The following is a 22,126-nucleotide window of genomic DNA, read 5'->3' as shown; positions in this document are numbered from 1 at the left end:
GCCGGCGCTGCCCGTGCGGTTCGAGATGCGCTGGATGCGGTGGGTGGCAGTGGCAGTCCGGCGGGATCGGCGCTGTGGTACGTGGCTGGATTGGGCCAGTCGGTCCGTGAGTGGGCGTTGCGCCAAGGCTGGGCCGGCAAGGCAATCTCCCTGCACGAGGCCCAAGGGCATCCTGATCGCTGGGCTGGGCGTGTTGGCCCGGTACTATGGTTACGACCGCAGTGGAAGCGGCCGTCACCGACGAACAGCATCGGCCGAAGCCACGCCTTGACACGGGACTGGGGGCTGAGTTTAATAACTGTTATTAGTCGTCAGGAGAAACTGCGATGCCGACCAGTGTTGCGCTCAGCCCCCACTTCGAAACCTTCATCCGCCAGCAGGTCGACTCGGGCCGCTTCAATAACGTCAGCGAGGTCGTCCGCGCCGGACTGCGCCTGCTCGAGGAGCGCGAAGCTGAACAAACCGCCAAGCTGCAAGCTCTGCGCGAAGCGATTGCGGTAGGCTTGGCCAGTGGGCCGGATATTCCTGCAGACGAGGTGTTTGATCGACTTGAGGCGAAGTATCTTGCGATGGCTGAAGCGGCGATAAGAGCCTGATGCGACTGGTATTTCTGCCGCAGGCTGAGATGGATCTCGAGGCCATCGGTGACTACATCGCTCGCGATAATCCACGGCGGGCGATCAGTTTCGTGCGCGAGCTGCGCGGGCAGTGTCGCAAGATCACGGAGGCGCCCAAAGCCTACCGGCCACGACCGGAGCTCGGTAAAGGCCTGCGCTCATGTGCCTATGGCAACTACGTCGTGTTTTTCTTCGAGGAACTCGGTCTGGTGCGTATCGTCCGGGTGCTGCATGGCGCGATGGACATCGAAGCGCAGTTCGCTGAAAAGGGAAAATAGAAGGGAAAATAGTAGGGGACAGACCACGGTTTTCCTCCAGGCGGGCGATGGTCGATTGCGTCGTGTGCATGCGCTCGGCAGGCTCGGATTGAGTCAGGCCGGCGCGGGTGCGGGCGGTGATGAGTTCGCGGGCAAGCTCAAACTCCGGCGCTTGCGCGTCGTGCTCGGCGCGGGCCTCGGGGTTCACCAGAATGCGGGCCTTCAGGTCGGCAAGCTCAGTCATCGGTCAGGTTGCCATCACCTCGGGCGCTCGCTGAGAACCAACAATGGGGGACAGACCACGGTTTTTTGCTAAGCTGGACGTGTGTTCATGTTGATGGAGGTTTCATGCCCCGCCGACCCCGTGTGGTGTTACCCCACGTTCCACTGCATCTGATCCAGCGCGGCAACAACCGTCAAATCTGTTTCGTGGCGGATGAGGATTACCGGTTTTATTTGGATTGGTTGAAGGAATACGCCAGCAAGTCGGGTTGCCGCATTCATGCCTATGTGTTGATGACCAACCATGTGCATCTGTTGGTCAGCGCAGATCGTGGCGAGTCGCCGGGCGCGTTGATGAAGGCGCTGGGGCAGCGCTACGTGCAGTATTTCAACCGGACTTATCGCCGCAGCGGTACCTTGTGGGAAGGCCGCTATCGCTCCTGCCTGACCCAGGCGGAAGATTACCTGCTGGCCTGTCAGCGCTACATCGAGTTGAACCCGGTGCGTGCTGGCATGGTGGCGCATCCGGCGGATTATCGTTGGTCGAGTTATCGAGCGAACGCCCAGGGAGAGGCAGATGCGCTGGTGACGCCGCACGAGATTTTCCTCGCGTTGGGAAGCACGGCAGAACACCGGCAGGCAAGCTACCGGGATCTTTTCCGGTCTGAACTTGAGCCGGGCCTGGTTGAGCAGATCCGCCAGGCGAGCAATGGCAATTTCGCCTTGGGCAGCCCCCGCTTTGCCGAGGAGATCGCAGCGCTATTGGGCCGGCGCGTAACGCCAGGAAAATCCGGCAGACCGCGCAAGTTGCCGGAGCCTGAATCGGGCGATCTCATTATGTAAGCCGGAAGAGGCCGAATGACCGTTGTCGGTGTGCCGCAAAAGGACACTCACTTTGTTTCCGTAACGCGGAAAATTCGTACGGTGCAAGAAAAACAGAAGGACACCCACTTCGTTTCCCGTAGTGGTAGCGTCCCTGCAAAAACGCGATCCGATCAGCTTTCACCAGATACACGCAGCGGTGTTCCTGCGTGATGAGTGATGCGCCGTGACCAGACATCCGAGCCCAGGTGCTTCACAGCGGTTCGGGGCTGCCAATGCCCTTGAAGGGATCGCGCAGAGCCGCCTTGACCAGTTCCAGCAGCCGCTTGGCTGTGCGACGTTCCGTCTCTGCCCAGTAGCTCAGGTCTTCCAGAAACTCGGGCTGAAACACCGCGACGCGCTCGGCGTTCTTCGGCGAGCGCAGCCTGGGGTTGCGCTTTGGGCGCGAGCACTTCCCGGCGGCTGTGCCGCCAGGATCGGGCTAGCGCTTGAAGTCGCGGTAGAAGTTCTCGTGAGGACCGACGGATTCGAGGTGCACCAGCCGAATGCCCTCATCGCGGGTGTAGCCCAGTAGGTAGAGTTGGCCGAGGCAGCGGAACTTGTATACCCACAGCTCCGAGAGATCGCCTTTCTTCTTCTCGCCGATGTCAGGGTCCTGGGCCACGGCTTCGACGGCCGTATCCACCTCGGCGACGATGTTGTCGTGTAGCTTCTTGTAGATGCGCGTAAATCGCCGAGTCTGGCGAACGTCCCAAGTCACGCTCTGGCAGCCGAGCGAGGCACGAAGGGTGTGCTGTCCTCACGGGGCTCGGCCATGCTCATCAGGCTCTCGGCAATGAACGAGGCGGGCAGATCAGGGTTGTCGAGCGCGGCTCGACCTACCTTGGCCCAGAACTCCACTTGGCCCTGCACGGTACGGAACTCGGCTTTCGCTGCAGCGCGTGCGGCGCTGACCAGGCTCTCATCGATACGCACGGACACGGTGCTCATCGCCACCTCCTCTGAGATATATTTACCACAATTGTAGTCGAGCGCTGCGCTGTGGTCAAACGACCTGGGGTTCAATCGAATGAAAAACAAAAGGACACCCAATTTATTTTTTTCGTGGAGGCGTGTGAGTTGAAAGGGGGCGCTTCAGTCGCGCCCTTCTCCGTCACGAGCTTGGGTTTTTTTTCATGAGCGCGTTCGGGTAGAGTGTGCTCACGAAAAGCCCCCACAGCGACACGAGCCCATGCCCACTTTCCAAGCCATCTCCAGCACCACCCACGCCGACAAGCGCTGGAAGCGCTACGACAGCTACGCTTTTGCCGCGCACGATGCCCTGGCGCCTCTGGTGGCGCAGGAGTTGCCGCGCGCCGTTCTGCACCTGCCGATCGCTTTTGTCGCCCAGGACGGGCAGTTCACGCCGGTGGCAGTCCTCGGCATCCAGCCCGGTCAGAACCTCTTTGTCGCGCCCGAGGGGCGTTGGCTGGCTGCCTATACGCCGGCAGCCTACCGCGCCTACCCTTTCGCGTTGGCGAATCTGCCCGATGGCCAGCAGGTGCTCGCCTTCGATACCGACAGCGGACTGCTCACCGAAGGTGAGGGCGAGCCGTTTTTTGATGCCGATGGCCGCCCCGCCCAGGCGGTGCAGAACATTCTGGGCTTTCTGACGCAGGTGCAGGCCAACCGGGAGCTGACCCAACGCATCTGCAAGGCGCTGGCCGACCACCAACTGCTGCAAGCGTGGCCGATCACCGTGAATGGCGATGGCGGCGAGCGTCAGGTCGAAGGTCTCTACCGTATCGACGAAGCGGCGCTGAACGCGCTGGCGGCCGAATCGCTCAAAGCGCTGCAGGAAGCGGGCGCGCTGCCTACGGTCTACTCCCAGCTGCTGTCGATGCAGCACCTGCCCTTGCTGGGGCAACTCGCCCAGGCCCAGGCCCAGGCCCAGCGCAAAGCGGCGCAAGCGCTGCCGACCACGCCCAGCGGTGAGCTTGATTTGAGCTTTCTGAGCAACAACGGCACGTTCAGCTTCGGTGCCCGCTAAGCCAGCGCGCCCACGCAGCCATGAACAGGCTTGAGCGCCTCACCACCGAATACGTCGAACGCGAAGACCGCATCCGCCTGAGCGGCCAGCTCACCCACGGCGATACGGTGGTGCTGTGGCTCACTCAGCGGCTGCTGAGTCGTCTGGTGCCGCACCTCAGCGCCTGGCTGGCACGCCAGCTGGCGCCGGCATCCAGCAACCCCTCCGTTCAAGCCGCTCATCAGGACATCGTGCAGGGCTTTGCCCAGCAGGCGGCGCGTGCGCAACTGGTGCCCGAGCCACCGGTGCGCGCCTCATCGCCGATGGCCGTCTGGCGAGTGGATGCTGTCGATATCGCCCAGGGCGAGGACAGCTTGGCGCTCACCTTCAAGGGTGAAGCAGGGGAGCCGGTGCTGCTGACCCTGAGCGCGCAGCCGCTGCGCCAGTGGCTGGGCATCGTGTACGAGCAGTACCGCAAGGCCGAATGGCCCACTGGCGTGTGGCCGGCGTGGGTGGAAGATGCTCAGGTGAGCGCCGAAGCCAGTTTACGCAGCGTTGTGCTGCACTAGACGACGAAACAAAAGCACTTCGAAGCAAACGGACACCCACTTTACAAGGCCCTGGTGGCTTACAAGGCCTCAACGTCCATATAGACCTCGTCCACCGTGAGCTCCGCGTCCAGGCAGTCGAGGCGGAAGCTGCCTTCGGTGTGGATCTCGTGTCGCACCGGGTTGCCGAAACGATAGATTTCGATGCAGCGTTTGTCGGGATCGATCAGCAGGTATTCGCGTAGCGACGGAATCGTCTGGTAGGCAAAAAGCTTCTCGCGACGGTCGATGCGCTCGGTGCTGGGCGACAGCACCTCGACGATCAGGCAGGGGCGACGGCGGTAGTAAGGCTCACGGTCTTGCGGATCGCAGGCCAGCAACAGGTCGGGGTAGTAGAAATAGGTCTGGTCGCTGTGCTCGACGCGCAACTTCATGTCGGCCATGAACAGCTGGCAACGCTTGCGGCGAGCGTGGGGACCGAGGGCGAGCCCCAGTCCGGTCACGACCAGGCCGTGTCTGGCGCTGGCCCCGCCCATGGCGACGACCTCGCCATCCAGGTATTCGTGCTTGATCTCACAGCGGGTCTCGCCATCGAGGTAGTCGTCGATGTCGATCGGGGCTGGGCGCGGAAGTGGGTTGCTCATGGGGGCCTCCGTTCACACTTTATCGAAGCTGATGATAAGCCAAGTCGGGCCGCCGCCTGCCGACGCTTTGGGCTGGGCTTGAGCTCAATGCCTCGCCAGCTCATACAAGTGATCGGCACAATGAGACAATCCCTCGCTCTGCCCCGATATCTTCACCCCAGACTGCGATGACATCTCTACCCATGATCCACCCCTCCGCCGACGTGCACAGCACGTCCATCGGCGAGGCTACCCGAATCTGGCAGTTCGTCGTTGTGCTGGCGCAGGCCCGGATCGGCAGCGACTGCAACATCTGTGCACATGTATTGATCGAGAACGATGTCGTGATCGGCGATCGTGTCACGGTCAAGAGCGGGGTGCAACTCTGGGATGGGCTGCGGGTCGAGGATGACGTCTTCATCGGCCCCAACGTCACCTTTTCCAACGACAAGTTTCCGCGCAGTCGCCAGTATCTGGCATCGCCGCTGAGCACGCATGTTGCGGCCGGGGCCTCGCTGGGTGCGGGCTGCACGATCCTGCCGGGGCTGAGCATTGGGCAGAACGCGATGGTTGGGGCGGGGGCGGTGGTGACGCGCTCGGTGCCGGCGAATGCGATCGTGGTGGGCAATCCGGCGCGCATCGTGGGCTATGTCGAGGCGGATCGTCGCGCGCCGATGGATGGACGCGTGGCAAGTGACGCGCCGCTGCAGCCGACGCGGGTGAAAGGGGTGACGCTGCACCGACTGCCGCGCGTGACCGACATCCGCGGCAGTCTGACTGTGGGCGAGTTCGAGCGCTCGGTGCCGTTCCCGGCGCGGCGCTACTTCATGGTGTTCGACGTGCCAAGCGTGGAGACACGCGGCGAGCATGCGCATCACACCTGCCACCAGTTCCTGGTGTGTGTGCGCGGGCAGCTGTCGGTGGTGGCCGATGACGGCACGAACCGTGAGGAGTTCGTGCTCGACCGCCCCGACCTGGGGCTGCATCTTCCGCCGCGGGTGTGGGGCATCCAGTACAAGTATTCGGCCGATGCGGTGCTCCTGGTGTTTGCCTCGCATTATTACGACGCCGACGATTACATCCGTGATTACGACCAGTTTCTCGGCCTGGTGGGAGCGCGCCCGTGATTCCCTTTCTCGACCTGAAGGCGCCGCACGTCGAACTGCGCGCCGAAATCGACGCGGCCATTGCGCGCGTGGTGGACAGCGGCTGGTACGTTCTTGGCCCCGAGGTGGAGGCCTTCGAAGCCGAATACGCCGCCTGGTGCGAGGCGCGCCATGCGGTCGGCGTGGCGAACGGGCTCGATGCGCTGCACCTCGCGCTGCGTGCGCTGAACGTGGGGCCGGGCGACGAAGTGATCGTGCCGTCCAACACCTACATCGCCACCTGGCTGGCGGTGAGCCAGTGCGGTGCCAGACCTGTTCCCGTCGAGCCGCTGGACGCCTCGTACAACCTCGATCCGGCGCGCATCGAGGCGGCGCTGACGCCACGAACCAAGCTCATCCTGCCGGTCCATCTCTATGGGCAGCCCGCCGACCTCGACCCCATCCTGCAACTTGCGCGCAAGCACGGACTGCGCGTCCTGGAAGATGGCGCCCAGGCCCACGGCGCCCGCTACAAGGGGCGGCGCCTGGGCAGCCATGGCGACGCGGTGGCGTGGAGCTTCTATCCGGGCAAGAACCTCGGCGCGCTGGGCGATGGCGGGGCCGTGACCACCAATGACGCTGAACTTGCGGAGCGTATCCGGGTGCTGCGAAACTACGGCTCGCGGGTGAAGTACGTGAATGAGCTGAGGGGCTTCAACAGCCGCCTGGACCCGCTGCAGGCCGCAGTGCTGCGCGTCAAGCTTGCCCATCTGGATGACTGGAATGCGCGCCGCAAGGCGATTGCGGCGCAGTATCTGGTTGGGTTGGCTGACTGCGGCCTGGTGTTGCCGCAGGTGCCGGCATTTGCCGACCCGGTGTGGCATCTTTTCGTGGTGCGCCACCCGCGCCGCGATGAGCTGCAGAAGCGCCTCGCCGAGCGGGGCGTGGGCAGCCTGATCCACTATCCCATCCCGCCGCACAGGCAGGCAGCCTACGCGGATGCGGGCTTTGCGCCCGGAGACTTCCCGCTTGCGAACATGCAGGCTGAACAAGTCCTGAGCCTGCCGATGGGGCCGCATCTGAGCCGCGCTGATGCGGATGAGGTGGTGCAGCGCGTGCGCGAGGCCGCGGCCGAATGAGCCCGAAGGCACAGGCTGGGCCGCGCCCGCTGGTGACTTTTGCGGTGCTCGCCTACCAGCAGGAGGAACTGGTCCGGCAGGCGATCGAGGCGGCGTTCGCGCAAACCTACTCGCCTTTGGAGATCATCCTGTCGGATGACGCCTCCAGCGATCGCACTTATGCGGTGATCGAGGAAATGGCTGCGGCCTACAGCGGGCCTCATGTGGTCAGAATCAATCGCAACGCGAACAATCTGGGCCTGATCGGACACGTCAATGCGCTGTTCGAGCTGGCTGCAGGCGATTTCGTGCTGCTGGCCGCGGGCGATGACGTCTCCCTGCCCCAGCGCACGGAGCGCCTCGTCTCAGCCTTCATGGAGGATGAGCGGGTGATGCTGGTGCACACCCCGGTCGAGCGCATCGACTCCACGGGCCAGATCCTGGGGCTGTGGCATCCGCCCATGCTGGGCAAGCCGGACGAGGTGGCCAGCCTGGCGATGAGCCTGGGCCTGCACTTGGGGGCCAGTGCCGGCTATCGCAAGGCGGTGTTCGACCACTTTGGTCCGGTTCTCGAGGCCTTTGCCTACGAGGATCTGGTCCTCGGGTTCCGCGCGCGCTTGCTGGGGGAAATGAAATACCTGGACACGCCATTGGTGCGCTATCGCGTCGACACCGGCATGACGCGCAAGGAAAAACCGCTTGAAAGCAGTGTCCGCAATCAGCGCAGGGTTCGCGCACTGAAGATGATGCGTGCCGTGTTCCGGCAGCGCATGGCTGACTACCGGCGGACAGAGCGCCCCGAGCCGGCCGTGCTGGGCGCGATGGGTGCGAAGTTGCGGGATGTCGAGAGTCGGCTGGCCTATCACGAGGCGCCAGGTGCCTTGTTTGATCAGAGGCGCCCGGGTTCTGTTGCCGAGGCGTTGAAGGCCGTTCATGGCGAGGCCAGGCTGCAGCTGGTGTCCGGCCTCAAGGCACGCTTGCGTTCCCTTTTTCCGGGCCGGTCCCGCGGCTGATAGGGAGGTTTGCATGATTGCCGAGAAGCAGCATCGCCCTCTTGCGTTGCGGCGTGTTCTGGCGCTGCGCTTGATCAAGCTGGTGCAGCGTGTGCGCGTCCTGGGCTATCGCCTGGTCTCCTTTCTGCCCATCGAGGGCAGGCTGGTTCGCTACCAGCCCGTGCATGCGATTGGAGAGGGGCGGCTCGAAATCGAGGGCAAGGTGAGAGTGGGGGTCTTTCCTTCGCCACACTTCCTCTCCTCTTATGCACATATCGAGGCGCGCCATCCCGGTTCGATCATCGTGATCGGCGACGGAACCTGGATCAGCAACGGCTTTGCGCTCATCGCTGAATATTCATCGGTCAGAATCGGGCGCAGATGCCTGATCGGCGCGAATGTGGAAATCACCGACAGTGACTTCCATGGTCTTGAGTTGTGCGACCGTCATCGGTCCGATCCTGCGTGGTGCAAGCCGGTGGTGATCGGCGACGATGTGTTCATCGGCGCGGGGGTCAGGATTCTGAAGGGGGTGGTGATCGGCAATGGCGCCGTCCTTGCGAGCGGCTCGATCGTTGTGCGTGATGTTCCACCCTTCAGTGTCGTCGGCGGAAACCCGGCACGCCTGATCCGTATGCTGGATCAAACCCCCCCCCTGATTGGCCACTGCAAGCGTTCTGGAAGTCGTGCCCACAATGAGAATATTGAACTCTGTTTATGGCGATTCATCGGGTGGTCGCTGGAGCGCCACCCTGAAGACGGGTGAGCTGCTCGCGGACGCCGGGCATCAGCTCACCCTGCTGATCGCGCCTTCGGACCTGAACAAGGTGCCAGACTACGCTGGACGCAAGATCGACGTCGTAAGCCTGAAAAATTCGGGGCATTACGACCTGATTGCCAGCTGGAAGGCGGCTCGCCTCATCCGCGACCGCAAGATCGACGCCGTCATCGCCCACAGCGGACGGGCAATTCACATGCTGAAGCGGGCGGCGCCGTCGACGGTGCCGGTGATCGCCTTCAACCACAGCCACAACATCAAGCGCACATTGAAGGCGGATGCTTTTTTCTGCATCACGCCGTACATGAAGCACATCGTGGACGCCGCCACCGGGGGCAGCAAGCCCAGCTTCGTGATCAGCAATGCGGTGAGCATCCCGCCGGATGAGGCCTTGATCGCGGGCCAGGCAGAGCGACCCTTCACCATCGGCTTCATTGGCCGCCTGGCCTTGAACAAGGACTTGCCGACCTTGATCGATGCCGCCGCCGTGCTTGCGCGGCAGGGCGTGGAGTTCCGCTTGCTGCTGGCCGGTGAAGGGGAGGAGCGGCCAATGCTCGAGCGCAAGGTCGATGAACTGGCGGTGCGTGACAAGGTGGTGTTTGCAGGCTGGGTCGGGCCGGCGCAGAAGGCGGATTTTTTCCAGGACTGCGACGTGATCTGCTCGCCGTCGGAATGGGACACCCAGCCGCTCACGGTGCTGGAAACCTTTGCCTGGGGCAAGGCGCTGGTCGCTACCGACATCCCTGGCCCATCGAGTTGTTATGAGCACGAACGGACAGCGTTGGTCGTGCCCCCCAAGGATTCCGTTGCGATGGCGGCGGCCTTGCTGCGCTTGAAGGAAGATCCCGCGTTGCGCGCGCGCCTGGCGGCCAATGGGCGCCGGCAGGCGATGGCCGAACATGCCGATGCTGAAGTGGCCAGGCTGCTCGACCTGCGGGTGAAGGCACTGGTCGAGCTGTTTGCGGGCAGGGCGGCTTGATGGAAGTCGGCTTCAGGGGTGAAACGAGTTTGTCTCCAGTGAAGAAGGCCGCGAACTGGCAGTTGCACGGGCTGATTTTCGCCACGCTCTACTGTGTGTTCATGAATGCAGCCCCGCGCGCCTTCGGGGTGCCCGTGATGTGGGCGATTGCCTTCCTGCTCGCCCTGAGGCTGGGCGGTTGGCAGTATTTTTGGGGCCATTACCGGCGAGTGGTCTGGGGCGTGCTGGCGCTGACCGCTTTCAGCGTCCTGAGCGCACGGCTTCCCGGGCGGGCCGTGGTGGGCGGCTATGAGCTGCTGCGCAGCCTGAGCCTGATCCTGCCTGCGCTGGTGCTGGTGGCGCAGGATGTGCCACAGCAGGTGCTGAACTGGCTGAAGGCCTATGTGTTGATCTTCAGCCTGCTGTTTCTGGTCATGTATCTCACCGGCCTTGCGCCGCCAGGCCCCTACGAGCATATGTACGCGTGGGCGTTCGCGCATTTCGGCAATCCGCACAATCTCATCAACGTGTCCGCGCTGGTCTTGCTGGGCGCCGTGGTCCTGCTTGTCTTCGAGGACCGCATGCCGATGCGCGCCGTGCTTGCCGTGCTGTGTGCTTTTTCAGTCTGGGTGCAGTGGGTGTTGCAGTCCGAAGGCGCCTACCTGGCGTTGGGCATCTGCGCCTGTACCTGGGTGGCGTTGCGCTATGGTGGCGCCTTGCGCGTGCTCGGCGGCCTGGGCGTGTGCGCCGGGGTGGCGGTGTACGTGTTGCTGATGCTCAATATCGAGCTCGCCAAGGCGAGCCTGGGGCTGAGCCTGGAGTCCTTTGAAATACGCGCGATCATGAACGAGCGTTTGCTGGCGCTTGTGGCTGAACGCCCCTGGGTGGGCTATGGCATGAACAATTTCAAGGGGCTCGCGGACACTGCCGTCCTGGGAGTCCTCTACGTCTATCCACACCAGATCTACCTTGAGGCCTTGTTCTCGTTTGGTGTCCTGGGCTGTGCGCTGTTCGTTGCAGTGATCCACGCTGTGTTCCGCTTCAGCAGTCGCTCAGCCATAGTGGCCGATCCGCTGGCGATGCTGGGTTTTCTGCTGGTCATGTATATGGCCGGGAAAGGCCTGACCGACATGAAGCTGATCGATATCCAGCCACTGGGCATCTTCATGCTGGGGGCTGGGTTCATGGCGCGGCGCTCCCTATTCTCCCGCCCGCTGCAAAACCTTGAGGCCTGATTCGGTGGCCCGGTCGCCATACTGGCCGACTTCCTCGCCGAGCTTCCCGAAAAGTAGCTGCGAGCCATAGCGCCAGGGATGCTTGAGGAGGTGCTTCCACATCAGTCCGGGGTACAGCCTGAGCAGCATCGCGATCGAGTGCGCCTTGATGGGCGAGGTGCCGACCGTCGCCCCTTTGTGCTTGCGGTTTTCCAGCACGACTTCGGGCACGAAAATCCCTTCGTAGCCCTTGGTGTACAGCCGCAGGTAGAGCTCCCAGTCCTCGCGCAGCTTGCGAAATGCGTTGTCGTAACCTCCTACGCCCAGCAGGATGTCCTTGCGCAACAGGGTCGTTGCGCAGATGAAATTGGCTCTGGCCAGGCGGCGCGCATCGAACGGGGCCGACGCGAAAATGCCATCCCGCTCGCCAAAGTAACGCATCTGGCCGTAAGCGTAGGCGACTCCGGCAGGTGCATTCACCAGGCCTGTCATCAGTCTTTCCACAGCCGTCGCCACCAGACGGTCATCGGCATCGACGAAGATCACGTAATCGCCGTGTGCCTGGGTCAGCGCATTGTTGCGGGCAAGCGACAAGCCAGAATTCTTCTGTGCGATCACCGTGATGGGATAGCGGCAGGCGATCTCAAGGCTATCGTCCCGCGACTCGTCATCCAGGACGATGACCTCCTTGTGCTGCCAGGTCTGCGCCAGCGCCGATTCGATCGCCTCCCCCAGGAAGCGTCCGTAGTTGTAGTTGGTGATGATGATCGAGACGAGCGGTGGCATGGTGTCAGCAGGCAGCGGCTTGGTTGTCGAGGATCTCGCCCAGCACCTGGGCGATGCGGCGGTTTGAATAATGCGCTTCGTAGCTGGCCCGTGCGGCCTGGCCGAGTGCAGCAATCTCGTCACGTCTTTGATGCAGGCGCTCGACGGCTGCGCAGATGCTCGCCGGCTCACCGGGCTGCGCCCACAGCAAACCCTGCTCTTCATCCGCCCGCAGCGCGGGCAGGAAGGCTGGCGTTGCCGCGGTGATCACCGCCCGCCCGAGCGCCAGGCCCTGATACACCTTGTTCGGAATCACCCGCAGTGCCTTGTCGCTGGTGCCGAAGATGCCCAGGATGGCGTCGGCGCTGGCGAGCCGGCCGGGCAGTTCGGGCAGCGGCCCCCAGCCCTCGAAGCTGACGCGGCTGGGGCCGCTTGCGCCGGCAAGCGGCGCAAGCAGGCGCTCGCAGTCGGCCTTCAGCGGTCCTTCGCCGATCAGGCGCCAGTGCGTGGGCGGGCCGTCGTAGTGCAGGATGGCCTGGGCCAGCACGTCCACGCCCTGCAGGCCGATGAAGGTGCCGAAGAAGGCAAGCTCCAGCGCAGCGTCGGCGGCCTTGTGCGGCCAGGGCTGTGGGGTGCACAGCGCTTCTTCCGCGCCCACCGGGATCACCCGGATGTGTTCGCGCGCCACGCCGTGGGTGGTGTGAAAGTAGTCGGCGTGGCCTTCGGTGTCGGCTATGAGGCAGTCAGGCAGCTTGAAGAGTTTCGTCTCCCACGCCAGCAGCTTGCGTGCCTTGGCGCTGTCGGTGGCGAACTTGTGCTTCTCGTTGACCTGCTTGTCGTAGGCGCTGATGAGCGGGTCGAACACCAGCGCGATACGGTGGCGGCGCGCGTAGCGTGCGGCGGCGGCGAGGTCGCGCTGGCGAAAGCAGGGCACCCAGATCAGGTCGGGGCGCGGGCCGCCGCGCAGGCTGTATTCGATGTCGGCGAGTGCCGAGACTTTGGGCAGAAAGCGACTGAGCTCGCAGCCCAGATCGCGCAGCACCGATTCGATGACGCGGTTGCGCGGGTAGTCGGGGCCGTAGTTGCCGTAGCGTCCCCAGATCAGCACTTTCTTCATCACCGGGCGCGCTCCAGCAGCGCCAGCACTGTGTCGGCGATCTCGGCCTGCACGTCGGGGATAGGCGTGTTTCGTGCCGGAAAACGTGCCTCCGACAGACGGTCGATGGGGCAGCGTGCGAGCAGGCCGCGTGCTGCATAGCCCTGCAGCGCGGCGCCGTCATTGGCGTTGGGCTGGGCCATGGCGGGTGAAACCGAAATCACCGGGCGACCGGAATAGAGACTTTCGGCCACCATGCTCAGGCTGTCTTCGGTGACGACGATGGCGCTGGCCGCCCCCAGAAAACGCCGCATCACCTTGCGTGGTGCCTGCGACCACCACACCGCGTCGGCCAGCAGTTCGGGCGGCAGGCTGGCGCGCAGCAGGTCTTCGGCGGCGGCGCCGCTGCGGCGCGAGCTGGTGAGCAGCAGGCGTGCGCCTTCGCGTCTGGCCAGCGCGGCGAGGCCGTCAGCAAAAGCGCGCCAGTCGGCATCCTTGAAAACGTAGCCGGCGCCATCGCCGCCCACCAGCACCGCGATCAGCGGCTCGCCACCTGCTGCCGGCAGCGGGTGGGCGAGCTCGCCGGGGACCGGGGGCAGGGGCAGCACATGGTTGCAGGCCACGCCCAGCGCCACCACGGTGAACACGCAGTCGAAAGCCGCGGGGTCGTAGCCTTTCAGGGTGCCGCTATAGACGTTGGTTGCCGCGTGCTGGCGGGCGAGCAAGGCGTTGGCGAGCAGCGTGTTCGCGCCGGACGACACGATCAGCGCTGGCCGTCCGGCGGGCAGGCTCAGGGTGTAGGTGCGCGCCAGCCAGCCCGCCGTGTCGCGGATGCGCGGCAGGCACAGGCGACCGAGCCGTTTCCACATGCTGCTGCGCAGCTTGAGGTCGATGGTCGTGAGCTTGACCTCGCGCCGCGTGGCCAGCGCATCGACGATGCCGCGGCTCTGGCTGAGGTGGCCGGGCGCGCCGTCGCTGAGCAGCCAGACGCTGAGGGGGGGTTCTGTACGAGCCGCAATCGTTTTCGCTGTGCTCATTTCTTCCACCCCCGCTTGCCGCCGCGCATGCGCATGACAAAGGCGAGCATGTTGTCCTTGCCGCTGACCTTGATGCGCTTGAGCTGCAGGGGGTCGGGGCGGGGTGTGCGCGCATCGATGCCGTCGACGGTGGTCACCGCGGTGACATGGCCGACTTCGCGTGCGAGCGCGACATCTTCATCACCATAGATGCCGAAAGGGTAGGCGAAGCTGGTCACCGCCTGCCCGCTCTGCGCCTGCAGCAGGCGGCGGGCTTCGGCCAGTTCGCGGCGCTTGTCGTCGATGGGTGTGGTGCGCAGGTTGATGTGGGTGAGCGTGTGCGAGCCGATCTCGATGCGGCCGCTGGCGATCAGGCGCTGCAACTCGTCGTCGCTCAGCTTGGGTTCGCGCGCCAGCTCACCGCTGTCGTGATGCGCCTTCTTGGCGGTGGACCAGTCGCGATCATGGCGGTCGACGACCATGTAGATGGTCGCTCTGGCGTCGTACTTTTCCAGCAGCGACAGGGCATTGTGCAGGTTGTCGGCGTAGCCGTCGTCGAAGGTGATCGCCACGCTCTTTTCCGGCAGCGTGTCCCACCGTTCCCACAGTTCGCTGACGGTGAAGAACTGCCAGCCCTTGCGCTTCAGCCAGGCGAGCTGGGCCTCGAAGCGCTCGGGTCGCACGCGCAGGCCGTTGAACCGGGCGCCCGGCCGATGCGCGCTCACCATGTGGTACATCAGCACGCGCGGGTGCTGCGCCGCCACCGGCCGCCGCCACCAGGCGTAGCGGTTGGAAAACCATAGCGCCGCCAGCGCAAAGCTCAGCCCCAGCCAGATCATGTGGCGAGCGCCTCATACAGCGAAAGCGTGGAGCGCTGCATGCGCTCGAGCAGGAAGCGCGTATTGGGCAGCACCGCAGGCGTCTTGCCCTTCAGCACAGCCTCCGCACGCAGGGTCGCCGCGCCGATGTCACCCTTCGCCACCGCTCCGTGGGGAAACAGCTCCGCCAGAATCTCCGCCACGCCCCCATGCGCATAGCCCACTACCGGCCGCCCCATCGCCAGCGGCTCCAGCACTGTGCGTCCGAAGGATTCCGGCGTGGAGGACAGGCTCAGCACGCAGTCCGAAATCGCGTAGATCTCGCGCATGTCGCTGCGGTGCCCGGTGAACACGATGCGCTCGGTGAGCCCGGCGGCGAGCACGCGCGCGCGAATCTCCCTGGCGTAGCCGGGCCGCTTCGGATCTTCGCCGCCGACGATCAGCCCGACCACGTCCAGGCCCTCGGCGACCAGCTTGCCGACCAGGGTGATGAAGTCGTGATGGCCCTTGAGCCGGGTCAGTCGCCCGGGCAGGGTGAGCACCTTGCGCTGGCCGAGCTGCGGAAACTCGGCGTGGAAGCGCGCCAGCCATTCGGTCGAGGCTGGGTAATCATGCGGGAATTCCGCCGGGTCGATGCCGCGCGGGATCACGGTGATGCGATCGTCCGCCAGATGCGGCCAGCGCGTGGTGGGGTAGTGGCTGCGGATATGGTCGCGCACGGTGTCGCTGACGGCGATCACACGCTCGCCCGCGCACATGATCGCGCTGTAGCGGCTCACCGAATGCATGCCATGCACCGTGGTGACGAAGCGCGGCCGGGTCGCGAGCGGCATGCCGCGCCAGGCCAGCCACGCCACCCAGGCCGGCATGCGCGAGCGGGCGTGCACGATGTCGAAGCGCTCGGCCTCGAACAGGCGGCGCAGGCGGCGCGCGTGGAGGAAAGTCAGCGGCGATTTGCGCCCGAGCTCGAGTGTGATGTGGCGCGAACCTTCGCGCTGCAGGGCCTCGACCAGCCGCCCGCCCTTGGACAGCACTACCGATTCATGTCCGGTGGCGACCAGCGCACGCGCGATCTCCAGCGTGCCGCGCTCGACGCCGCCGCTGTCGAGCGCGGGCAGGAGTTGCAGAACCTTGAGGGGCTTCATCGTGACCCAGCCGTCCACAATGGCTCGGCCTGGTCGCTGAGGGTGAAAGCGCTGAGGGTGAGGGCAGGGTGGGCGAACATGCGCGGATTTTACCCGTATCGCCCAGCGGCCGTTGCGGTGCTGACTTCAGTACTCCGGCTGGGGCAGCCTGGCCACGAGCGCATCCCAGGCGATGGACACCCCCGGCAACACGCCGATGGGGGTGTGGTCCTTGAGTTCGTAGATCTCCGGGCGCCCGTACTGACCGTCGATCAGCGCGTAAACGGTGAGGGTGCGGTCGCCGGGGTGGACCAGCCAGTATTCGCGCACGCCGGCGCGCTCGTAGGTGCGGCGTTTGGCGATCTGGTCGTGGGCGGCGGTGCTGGGCGAGAGCACCTCCACCAGCCAGTCGGGGGCGCCACGCACGCCGCGGCGGTCGATCTTCGCCGGGTCGCAAACCACCAGCACGTCGGGCTGGACGACGGTGTCGATGGCCTCATCGGCTTCGTCCGCGCGGGGCAGACGGACATCGACCGGGGCGACGAAGGGGGTGCACGCCTGCCCGTCGAGTGCATTGGCCAGCTGACGGAATATCTCGCCCGCGATGATCTGATGCTCGATGAGCGGCGCGGGTGCCATCAGGAAAGCTTCGCCGTCGATCAGCTCATAGCGCGCTTCTTCCGGCCAGCGCTGGTAGTCGGCGTAGGTGAAGCGTTGTTCCTTGCGCTGTGCGTAACCCATGGTGGCACTCCATCTGGCGGACGTCCTGACGACATTCTAGGCGATTAGCTGGAGCGGCCGAAAATGTCTTCAGGTGCTGAGTTCAGTCTCGGGCGGCTGACCAACGCGCCAGCACTGCCTCCGCCACTCGATCCGCCTCCGCCAGGCGCTCAGGCGGGGCATGCAGCGCGCCCTTCTGTTGCCAGGCTTCGAAGGTCGTGACCAGGCCTTCGCGCTGCAACTCGGCCACCCCTGCGGCGATGCGGGTTGCGCCCAGACGCGGCACGGCCAGCAGCCCGGTGGCGGCGCCGGCGGTGAGGCTCTCATACACCATGGACACGCTGTCCTCGCTCACCCAAGCCTGCGCGCTGCACGCCACTTGTGCCATTGCCCAGCCCGGCGCGGTGTCGCTCACCGGGCGCACGTCTACGCCGCGGGCGCGCAGCGCGAGCAGCGCGGACTCGGTCTGTGCTGGCGTGCGCCGCGATGTGGTCAGCGTCCAGTGCAGGTCGGGCGTGGCGCTCAGGATGGCGTCGATCTGGGCCAGCAGCCCGGCACTGTCCCAGGCAAAGTGCTTCGATGGCCCGCCGATCAGGAACAGACCCTTGTCGGCCTTGCGCTCACGGTCGGGGCGGGCGGTGTTGAGCACGCCGCGGGTGGTGATGACATTGCTGCGGGTGGGGGGGCTGTCGTGCTGCGGGATGACGCACAGATCGAAGCAGCCCAGCGGCAAGCTGGGCCGCATGAGCGCGATGAGCCGGCCGCCGCGCGCACGCCGTGCGGCGAGGCCCGCCAGGTGCGTGCGATGGCCGGCGACCAGGATGAAATCCGGGTCGGGCAGGCCGGCGCCGGGCGGGAAGCGCGCACTGAGCCAGTGCAGCAAGGCGTGGCGCGCGCGCGGCGTGTCGATCCAGTGCGTCTCGATCGCCGTGCGCGCAGCCATCGCCTGCGCCAGCCCTTGCAGCTGGCTGCGATGGCCGGGCTTGTTGTCGGTGATCAGCCAGAGGGTGGGCATAGGGGTCGAGCCTGTTGTGATGGCACGCTGCGCCCCAGGTCAGCTTGCTGCTTCCACGAACTGCACCGCGTGCATCGCGGCGTAAGCTCCCTTGCGCGCCATCAGGGCGTCGTGGGTGCCGGATTCGATGATGCGGCCCTGATGCATGACGACGATACGATCGGCTTTTTCGATCGTCGACAGGCGGTGGGCGATGACCAGCGTGCTGCGGTCGCGCATGAGGTTGTCGAGGGCGGCCTGCACCATGCGCTCGGACTCGGTGTCGAGCGCCGAGGTGGCCTCGTCCAGGATCAGCACCGGGGCGTCGCGGTAGAGCGCGCGGGCGATCGCCAGGCGCTGGCGCTGGCCGCCGGACAGGCGGGCGCCTTCCTCGCCCAGCACCTCGTCATAGCCCTTCGGCAGTTGGGCGATGAAGTCGGCGGCAAAGGCGGCCTCGGCGGCGGCGCGCACGCGGGCGGGGTCGGGATTGGAGTCGGCGTAGGCGATATTGGCCGTGACGGTGTCGTTGAACAGCACCACGTCCTGGCCCACCATCGCCAGCTGCTGACGGTAATCGTGCAGGCGGTAGTCGGCGATGGGGGTGCCGTCGAGCAGGATGTCGCCGTCGTAGCCGCTGTAGAAGCGCGCGATCAGATTGACCAGCGTGGTCTTGCCGCTACCCGACTGGCCGACGAAGGCCACGGTCTCACCGGCGCGGATGTGCAGGTCGATGTCCTGCAGCGCAGGGGCAAGCTCCGCGCCGTAGGCGAAGCGCAGGGCGCGGATATCGATGTCGCCACGTGCGCGCTCGATCGGGTGCTGGCCGTGGTCGGGTTCGATGGGCTGGTCGATGAGCGCGAACACCGTCTGTGCTGCAGCCAGGCCGCGGTGCAGGCTGTCGTTGATCTTGGTCAGGCTCTTCACCGGCTGTTGCAGCAGCAGCATGGCGCCCATGAAGGACACGAAGTCACCAGCGGTCAGCGCCCCCGCCTGGGTGCGCACGCCGGCAAAGTAGACGATGAGCGCGATCGTGATCGCGACCATGAACAGGTTGATGCCGGAGTTCAGCGCCGTGGTGGCGGCGCGCTTGACCGTGAGCCGGCGCACTTGCTGGTTGGTGCGGGAGAAGCGCCTGGCTTCGTAGCCCTGGCCGTTGAAGATCTTGACCACGCGGTGCCCGCCCAGGCTCTCATCCAGGATGCGCGCCAGCATGCCCATCGAGTCCTGCGTCTGCAGTGACAGCCTGCGCTGGCGACGGCCGACCACCTTCATCGAGAACGCGACGCCGGGCAACAGCAGGGCGCAGAACATGGCCAGCTGCCAGTCGGTGTAGAGCAGGATGGCGAGCAGCGAGATCGCCAGCACACCGTCCTTGACGACGACGGTGATGACCTGCAGGCCAGCTTCCATGATCTGGTTGACGTCATAGGTGACGCGCGACAGCAGTTCGCCGACCGAGGCCCGGTCGTAGGTGGCGACCGGCAGGTGCAGCAGGCGCTCATACATCTCGGCACGCACGTCGTGGGTGATGCGCGAGGACAGCCAGCTGCTGGCGTACTCGTAACCGTAGGAGGTCAGCATGCGCGTCAGGCCCACGGCCAGCAGCACTGCCGGCATGACCCACAGCGCCATGCTGCCGTTGGCAAGCGACTCGAAGCGGTCGATCAGCTCCTTGAGCAGCTTGATCATCAGCGCATCGACACCGCCGGCTGCCGCCATCAGGATCACGGTGAACACCGCGATGCCGCGATACGGCAGGAAATAGCGCAGGAGGCGAAGGTAGAGCTGGCCGGAGGAGGTCATCGGGTGGTGTGGGCTCGAAACAGCCCGAACTTTAGCATCCCGGCCCCTGGTATCAGCGGTTGAACCAGCGCAGCACCACGCCCCAGCCCTCCACGTCCAGCCGCGTCACCTGCCCGCAGCCAAAATCCAGCCCCAGCCAGCGCTCCGGCGGCAGGCCCAGCAGGTGGCCGGCGATGGCGCGCAGCGGGCCGCCGTGGGCGACCACCACCACCGGCTCTGTGGGTGCAGAAAGTTGCAGCGCGCTCAGCCAGTGCAGCACGCGCGCGCTCATTTCGTGCGCCGACTCGCCGCCCGGTGCGCGAAAGCCGAGCGGGTCGGCCGCCCAGTCGTCGATGGCGCTGCCGATCGACTCGAAGCTGCGCCCCTCCCAGTCGCCGAAATGGATCTCCTTCAGGCGTTCATCCAGTGTCGGCGTGCCCAGCGCCTCGGCCAGCAGGCGGGCGCGCAGCAGCGGGCTGGCGTGCACGGTGTAGGCGTCGGGCAGCAGCGGTTTGAGCCGGGTCGCTACCTCGACTGCGGATTCGGCCAGGCCGATATCGCTCTGACCGTAGCAGATGCCGGGCTCGATGGCGGGGCGGGGGTGGCGGATGAGGTGAAGCTGCATGGGCGAGTAGTGATGGATGGCGTTTTACGCCGAGGCGGGGGAGAGGGCGGCGAGGAGGGCGAGATAACACGCCAGCTCGGTGAGCTGTTGCGTAGCGCCGAGCAGGTCGCCGGTATAGCCGCCGAGGCGGCGGCGGAACAGGCGCGCTGCGCACAGCGTCACCCCGAATACGGCGAGCACCACCACCACGATCTGGGCCGGCGCCAGCAGCGCCAGCGGCAGCAAGCCGCAACTGGCGGCGATGGCGAGTTCGGTCGCGCTCAGGCGTTTTGCGAGCGCTGCGGACTTCGCGCTCTCGTCTGCGCGCACATAGGGCAGCACATGGATCAGGCTGCTTGCCGCCAGGCGCGACAAGGGGTGCGCAACGAGCAAGGCCACAGGCAGCATGCCCATGCCTGCCAGATCACCGCTCAGCCCCTGGGTGCCGAGGCGGGCAAGCTCGATCAGCGCCGCGGCCTTGGCCATCAGCAGCAACACCATACCGATGGTGCCGTAGCTGCCGATGCGCGAGTCCTTCATGATCGCCAGCACCTGCTCCTTGTCCCAGCCGCCACCGAGGCCGTCGCAGCTGTCGGCGAAGCCGTCCTCGTGAAAGGCGCCGGTGATGCGCACCGTCAGCGCCATCGACAGCAGCACCGCCAGCGAAGGCGGCAGGATGAGGGCAAAGCCGAGGACGCTCAGCGCTGCGATCGCGCCCACCACCCAGCCCACCAGCGGCAGGTAGCGCCCGGCATCAGTGAGCCGCTGCGGTGACCACGGCACCCAGGCGGGGATGGGCAGGCGGGTGAAGAAGCCGAGCGCGGTGAAGAACAGTTCGAGCTGGTAGCGCATGGCGCGGTTCAGCTCTTGGCGCTGACGCCGGCCGACTCGAAGCTGGCCATTTCGTTGAGGAAGTTCGTGGCCGCCTGCACGAGCGGAAACGCCAGTGCAGCCCCCGTGCCTTCGCCCAGGCGCAGGTCCAGCTCCATCAGCGGCTCCACCCCGAGGTAGGCCATCTGCACGCGATGGCCGGGTTCCTGCGAGCGGTGGGCGAACACGCAATAGGGCAGCACAGCAGGATTGATGGCATGGGCGACCAGCAGCGCAGCGCTGACGATGAAGCCATCGATCAGCACCAGCATGCGCTTTTCTGCTGCGCCCAGCATGGCGCCGACCATCATCGCGATCTCGAAGCCGCCGTATTCGGCCAGCACCGTAAGCGCGTCCCTGGGCCCGCCAGTGCGCTGCAGCGCCTGTTTGAGCAGGGCGCGCTTGTGTGCCAGTCCGGCGTCGTCCAGGCCAGTGCCGCGGCCGGTGACGGTGTACAGATCCGCGCCCTGCTCGGCGCCGACAAGGCAGTTCGTGAGCAAGGAGGCGGAGGCGGTGTTGCCTATGCCCATTTCGCCCACGCACATGCAGTTGCAGCCGTTGCCTGCGAGGGCGTGGGCGATTTCACGCCCGCGCTGCAGCGCGGCATCGCGCTGTTCGGCGCTCATCGCCGCCTGTTCGATGTAATTCGCGGTGCCGGGCGCGATCTTGGCGTCCATGAGCCCGCTGCGCTTGCCGAAGTCGTGATTGACACCAGCATCGACCACCGTCAGCCCCAGGCCCATCTGCCGGCCGAAGACGTTGATTGCGGCACCGCCGGCGAGGAAGTTCTCCACCATCTGCCAGGTCACGTCCTGCGGATAGGCTGACACGCCGGCACGCGCGGCGCCGTGGTCGCCGGCAAAGACCACGATGTGGGGCTGGCGCAGTTCAGGTGTCAAGGTCTGCTGCACGAGGCCGATCTGCAGCGCCAGCGCCTCGAGCCGACCGAGCGCGCCGAGCGGCTTGGTCTTGCGGTCGATCTTGTGTTGCAGGGCGGGGGTGAGGGCGGGGTCGGGCGCGGTGATGAGGAGGTTCATGGGCTGGAATGATGGAGCTGGAGTGGGGCTGAAGGGGGGCTGAAGGGGGGCGAGTGGA

At 65.5% G+C, this 22,126-nt stretch carries 24 protein-coding genes and 3 pseudogenes; 12 read left to right on the top strand and 15 right to left on the bottom strand.

All coding sequences use genetic code 11. The features are described from left to right. Positions 1–326: 326 nt before the first annotated feature. The 3 genes from M622_RS25010 to M622_RS25000 all read left to right on the top strand — a co-directional run bounded on the left by M622_RS25010 (position 327) and on the right by M622_RS25000 (position 1,939). Positions 327–596, top strand: a complete 270-nt coding sequence (locus M622_RS25010; protein WP_021248312.1) for a type II toxin-antitoxin system ParD family antitoxin — start codon at positions 327–329, stop codon at positions 594–596. Beyond that, positions 596–895 (top strand): type II toxin-antitoxin system RelE/ParE family toxin, encoded by a 300-nt coding sequence (locus M622_RS25005; RefSeq protein ID WP_021248311.1) that lies wholly within the window; start codon positions 596–598, stop codon positions 893–895. Before M622_RS25010 ends, M622_RS25005 begins: the two co-directional genes overlap by 1 nt. Positions 896–1,222: 327 nt before the next feature. Next, complete coding sequence (locus tag M622_RS25000) at positions 1,223–1,939, top strand: transposase (RefSeq protein WP_021248310.1); 717 nt, start codon at positions 1,223–1,225, stop codon at positions 1,937–1,939. On the opposite strand, the pseudogene M622_RS24995 reads toward M622_RS25000, so the two are convergent. From M622_RS24995 to M622_RS24985, 3 genes and pseudogenes are all read right to left on the bottom strand, one after another. Next, positions 1,932–2,309: pseudogene (locus tag M622_RS24995) on the bottom strand (Txe/YoeB family addiction module toxin). The gene M622_RS25000 and the pseudogene M622_RS24995 overlap by 8 nt on opposite strands. A gap of 90 nt (positions 2,310–2,399) precedes the next feature. Then, positions 2,400–2,678 carry a type II toxin-antitoxin system RelE/ParE family toxin gene (locus M622_RS24990; RefSeq protein WP_021248308.1) on the bottom strand — a complete coding sequence of 93 codons (279 nt, stop codon included), beginning with the start codon at positions 2,676–2,678 and terminating at the stop codon, positions 2,400–2,402. Continuing rightward, entirely contained in the window at positions 2,675–2,908 is a 234-nt protein-coding gene (locus M622_RS24985) for a TA system antitoxin ParD family protein (protein WP_021248307.1), read from the bottom strand. The genes M622_RS24990 and M622_RS24985 overlap by 4 nt, the downstream gene beginning before the upstream one ends. Positions 2,909–3,149: 241 nt before the next feature. Between M622_RS24985 and M622_RS24980 the strand changes: the two genes are divergently transcribed. Then, positions 3,150–3,947: a SapC family protein gene (locus M622_RS24980; RefSeq protein ID WP_021248306.1), complete on the top strand. Its 798-nt coding sequence runs from the start codon at positions 3,150–3,152 to the stop codon at positions 3,945–3,947. A 20-nt stretch (positions 3,948–3,967) separates the two neighbouring features. Continuing rightward, positions 3,968–4,495: a hypothetical protein gene (locus M622_RS24975; protein WP_021248305.1), complete on the top strand. Its 528-nt coding sequence runs from the start codon at positions 3,968–3,970 to the stop codon at positions 4,493–4,495. A gap of 59 nt (positions 4,496–4,554) precedes the next feature. Here M622_RS24975 and M622_RS24970 read toward each other — a convergent pair whose 3' ends face one another. Further along, on the bottom strand, positions 4,555–5,118 hold the full coding sequence (locus M622_RS24970) for a Uma2 family endonuclease (RefSeq protein WP_021248304.1): 564 nt from the start codon (positions 5,116–5,118) through the stop codon (positions 4,555–4,557). A 182-nt stretch (positions 5,119–5,300) separates the two neighbouring features. On the opposite strand from M622_RS24970, the gene M622_RS24965 reads away from it, so the two are divergent. The 7 genes and pseudogenes from M622_RS24965 to M622_RS24950 all read left to right on the top strand — a co-directional run bounded on the left by M622_RS24965 (position 5,301) and on the right by M622_RS24950 (position 11,263). Next, complete coding sequence (locus tag M622_RS24965; protein ID WP_021248303.1) at positions 5,301–6,224, top strand: WxcM-like domain-containing protein; 924 nt, start codon at positions 5,301–5,303, stop codon at positions 6,222–6,224. Continuing rightward, a complete protein-coding gene (locus M622_RS24960; RefSeq protein ID WP_021248302.1) occupies positions 6,221–7,321 on the top strand; it encodes a DegT/DnrJ/EryC1/StrS family aminotransferase in 1,101 nt (366 codons plus the stop codon). Before M622_RS24965 ends, M622_RS24960 begins: the two co-directional genes overlap by 4 nt. Beyond that, complete coding sequence (locus tag M622_RS0119910) at positions 7,318–8,313, top strand: glycosyltransferase (protein WP_021248301.1); 996 nt, start codon at positions 7,318–7,320, stop codon at positions 8,311–8,313. The genes M622_RS24960 and M622_RS0119910 overlap by 4 nt, the downstream gene beginning before the upstream one ends. Continuing rightward, positions 8,234–8,734: pseudogene (locus M622_RS40790) on the top strand (LbetaH domain-containing protein); the annotation flags it as partial. The gene M622_RS0119910 and the pseudogene M622_RS40790, both read left to right, overlap by 80 nt. Before the next feature lie 42 nt (positions 8,735–8,776). Further along, positions 8,777–8,926, top strand: a pseudogene (locus tag M622_RS40785) (DapH/DapD/GlmU-related protein); the annotation flags it as partial. A 61-nt stretch (positions 8,927–8,987) separates the two neighbouring features. Beyond that, on the top strand, positions 8,988–10,049 hold the full coding sequence (locus M622_RS24955) for a glycosyltransferase family 4 protein (protein ID WP_031346369.1): 1,062 nt from the start codon (positions 8,988–8,990) through the stop codon (positions 10,047–10,049). 38 nt (positions 10,050–10,087) lie between these two features. Further along, complete coding sequence (locus M622_RS24950; protein ID WP_021248298.1) at positions 10,088–11,263, top strand: O-antigen ligase family protein; 1,176 nt, start codon at positions 10,088–10,090, stop codon at positions 11,261–11,263. On the opposite strand, the gene M622_RS24945 is transcribed toward M622_RS24950, so the two are convergent. The 11 genes from M622_RS24945 to cobT form a co-directional block, all read right to left on the bottom strand. Further along, positions 11,228–12,028, bottom strand: coding sequence for a glycosyltransferase family 2 protein (locus tag M622_RS24945; RefSeq protein WP_021248297.1), 801 nt, complete (start codon positions 12,026–12,028; stop codon positions 11,228–11,230). The two genes, M622_RS24950 and M622_RS24945, sit on opposite strands and share 36 nt — an antisense overlap. Positions 12,029–12,032: 4 nt before the next feature. Next, the gene (locus tag M622_RS24940; protein ID WP_021248296.1) at positions 12,033–13,124 is read right to left on the bottom strand and encodes a glycosyltransferase; all 1,092 of its coding nucleotides are present in this window, start codon (positions 13,122–13,124) and stop codon (positions 12,033–12,035) included. Next, positions 13,124–14,140 (bottom strand): ELM1/GtrOC1 family putative glycosyltransferase, encoded by a 1,017-nt coding sequence (locus M622_RS24935; RefSeq protein ID WP_021248295.1) that lies wholly within the window; start codon positions 14,138–14,140, stop codon positions 13,124–13,126. Before M622_RS24935 ends, M622_RS24940 begins: the two co-directional genes overlap by 1 nt. After that, complete coding sequence (locus M622_RS24930) at positions 14,137–14,958, bottom strand: polysaccharide deacetylase family protein (protein ID WP_021248294.1); 822 nt, start codon at positions 14,956–14,958, stop codon at positions 14,137–14,139. The genes M622_RS24935 and M622_RS24930 overlap by 4 nt, the downstream gene beginning before the upstream one ends. Beyond that, positions 14,955–16,082 carry a glycosyltransferase family 4 protein gene (locus tag M622_RS24925; protein ID WP_031346365.1) on the bottom strand — a complete coding sequence of 376 codons (1,128 nt, stop codon included), beginning with the start codon at positions 16,080–16,082 and terminating at the stop codon, positions 14,955–14,957. The genes M622_RS24930 and M622_RS24925 overlap by 4 nt, the downstream gene beginning before the upstream one ends. Before the next feature lie 126 nt (positions 16,083–16,208). After that, entirely contained in the window at positions 16,209–16,802 is a 594-nt protein-coding gene (locus M622_RS24920; protein WP_021248292.1) for a Uma2 family endonuclease, read from the bottom strand. Between the two features lie 82 nt (positions 16,803–16,884). Continuing rightward, the gene (locus tag M622_RS24915) at positions 16,885–17,796 is read right to left on the bottom strand and encodes a mitochondrial fission ELM1 family protein (protein WP_021248291.1); all 912 of its coding nucleotides are present in this window, start codon (positions 17,794–17,796) and stop codon (positions 16,885–16,887) included. Between the two features lie 39 nt (positions 17,797–17,835). Continuing rightward, positions 17,836–19,578 carry a lipid A export permease/ATP-binding protein MsbA gene (msbA, locus tag M622_RS24910; protein ID WP_021248290.1) on the bottom strand — a complete coding sequence of 581 codons (1,743 nt, stop codon included), beginning with the start codon at positions 19,576–19,578 and terminating at the stop codon, positions 17,836–17,838. 52 nt (positions 19,579–19,630) lie between these two features. After that, on the bottom strand, positions 19,631–20,182 hold the full coding sequence (gene cobC / locus M622_RS24905; RefSeq protein ID WP_021248289.1) for an alpha-ribazole phosphatase family protein: 552 nt from the start codon (positions 20,180–20,182) through the stop codon (positions 19,631–19,633). Between the two features lie 24 nt (positions 20,183–20,206). After that, on the bottom strand, positions 20,207–21,013 hold the full coding sequence (locus tag M622_RS24900) for an adenosylcobinamide-GDP ribazoletransferase (RefSeq protein WP_021248288.1): 807 nt from the start codon (positions 21,011–21,013) through the stop codon (positions 20,207–20,209). A gap of 8 nt (positions 21,014–21,021) precedes the next feature. Further along, positions 21,022–22,068, bottom strand: a complete 1,047-nt coding sequence (gene cobT, locus M622_RS24895) for a nicotinate-nucleotide--dimethylbenzimidazole phosphoribosyltransferase (protein ID WP_021248287.1) — start codon at positions 22,066–22,068, stop codon at positions 21,022–21,024. Between the last annotated feature and the right edge of the window lie 58 nt (positions 22,069–22,126).

The sequence above is a fragment of the Thauera terpenica 58Eu genome (genome assembly GCF_000443165.1).
Classification (GTDB): Bacteria; Pseudomonadota; Gammaproteobacteria; order Burkholderiales; family Rhodocyclaceae; genus Thauera; species Thauera terpenica.
The sequence above is the reverse complement of the archived record's forward strand: the minus strand, read 5'-3'. Positions and strand labels throughout refer to the sequence as shown.

Bases quoted from the DNA above. Each gene is read 5' to 3' on its own strand.
- M622_RS25010 (WP_021248312.1), top strand. From the start codon at position 327: ATGCCGACCAGTGTTGCGCTCAGCCCCCACTTCGAAACCTTCATCCGC.
- M622_RS24945 (WP_021248297.1), bottom strand. From the start codon at position 12,028: ATGCCACCGCTCGTCTCGATCATCATCACCAACTACAACTACGGACGC.
- M622_RS24940 (WP_021248296.1), bottom strand. From the start codon at position 13,124: ATGAAGAAAGTGCTGATCTGGGGACGCTACGGCAACTACGGCCCCGAC.
- cobT (WP_021248287.1), bottom strand. From the start codon at position 22,068: ATGAACCTCCTCATCACCGCGCCCGACCCCGCCCTCACCCCCGCCCTG.
- M622_RS24965 (WP_021248303.1), top strand. From the start codon at position 5,301: ATGATCCACCCCTCCGCCGACGTGCACAGCACGTCCATCGGCGAGGCT.
- M622_RS24970 (WP_021248304.1), bottom strand. From the start codon at position 5,118: ATGAGCAACCCACTTCCGCGCCCAGCCCCGATCGACATCGACGACTAC.
- M622_RS0119910 (WP_021248301.1), top strand. From the start codon at position 7,318: ATGAGCCCGAAGGCACAGGCTGGGCCGCGCCCGCTGGTGACTTTTGCG.
- M622_RS24920 (WP_021248292.1), bottom strand. From the start codon at position 16,802: ATGGGTTACGCACAGCGCAAGGAACAACGCTTCACCTACGCCGACTAC.
- msbA (WP_021248290.1), bottom strand. From the start codon at position 19,578: ATGACCTCCTCCGGCCAGCTCTACCTTCGCCTCCTGCGCTATTTCCTG.
- M622_RS24930 (WP_021248294.1), bottom strand. From the start codon at position 14,958: ATGATCTGGCTGGGGCTGAGCTTTGCGCTGGCGGCGCTATGGTTTTCC.
- M622_RS24900 (WP_021248288.1), bottom strand. From the start codon at position 21,013: ATGCGCTACCAGCTCGAACTGTTCTTCACCGCGCTCGGCTTCTTCACC.
- M622_RS24985 (WP_021248307.1), bottom strand. From the start codon at position 2,908: ATGAGCACCGTGTCCGTGCGTATCGATGAGAGCCTGGTCAGCGCCGCA.
- M622_RS24975 (WP_021248305.1), top strand. From the start codon at position 3,968: ATGAACAGGCTTGAGCGCCTCACCACCGAATACGTCGAACGCGAAGAC.
- cobC (WP_021248289.1), bottom strand. From the start codon at position 20,182: ATGCAGCTTCACCTCATCCGCCACCCCCGCCCCGCCATCGAGCCCGGC.
- M622_RS25005 (WP_021248311.1), top strand. From the start codon at position 596: ATGCGACTGGTATTTCTGCCGCAGGCTGAGATGGATCTCGAGGCCATC.
- M622_RS24915 (WP_021248291.1), bottom strand. From the start codon at position 17,796: ATGCCCACCCTCTGGCTGATCACCGACAACAAGCCCGGCCATCGCAGC.
- M622_RS24935 (WP_021248295.1), bottom strand. From the start codon at position 14,140: ATGAGCACAGCGAAAACGATTGCGGCTCGTACAGAACCCCCCCTCAGC.
- M622_RS25000 (WP_021248310.1), top strand. From the start codon at position 1,223: ATGCCCCGCCGACCCCGTGTGGTGTTACCCCACGTTCCACTGCATCTG.
- M622_RS24925 (WP_031346365.1), bottom strand. From the start codon at position 16,082: ATGAAGCCCCTCAAGGTTCTGCAACTCCTGCCCGCGCTCGACAGCGGC.
- M622_RS24955 (WP_031346369.1), top strand. From the start codon at position 8,988: ATGAGAATATTGAACTCTGTTTATGGCGATTCATCGGGTGGTCGCTGG.
- M622_RS24980 (WP_021248306.1), top strand. From the start codon at position 3,150: ATGCCCACTTTCCAAGCCATCTCCAGCACCACCCACGCCGACAAGCGC.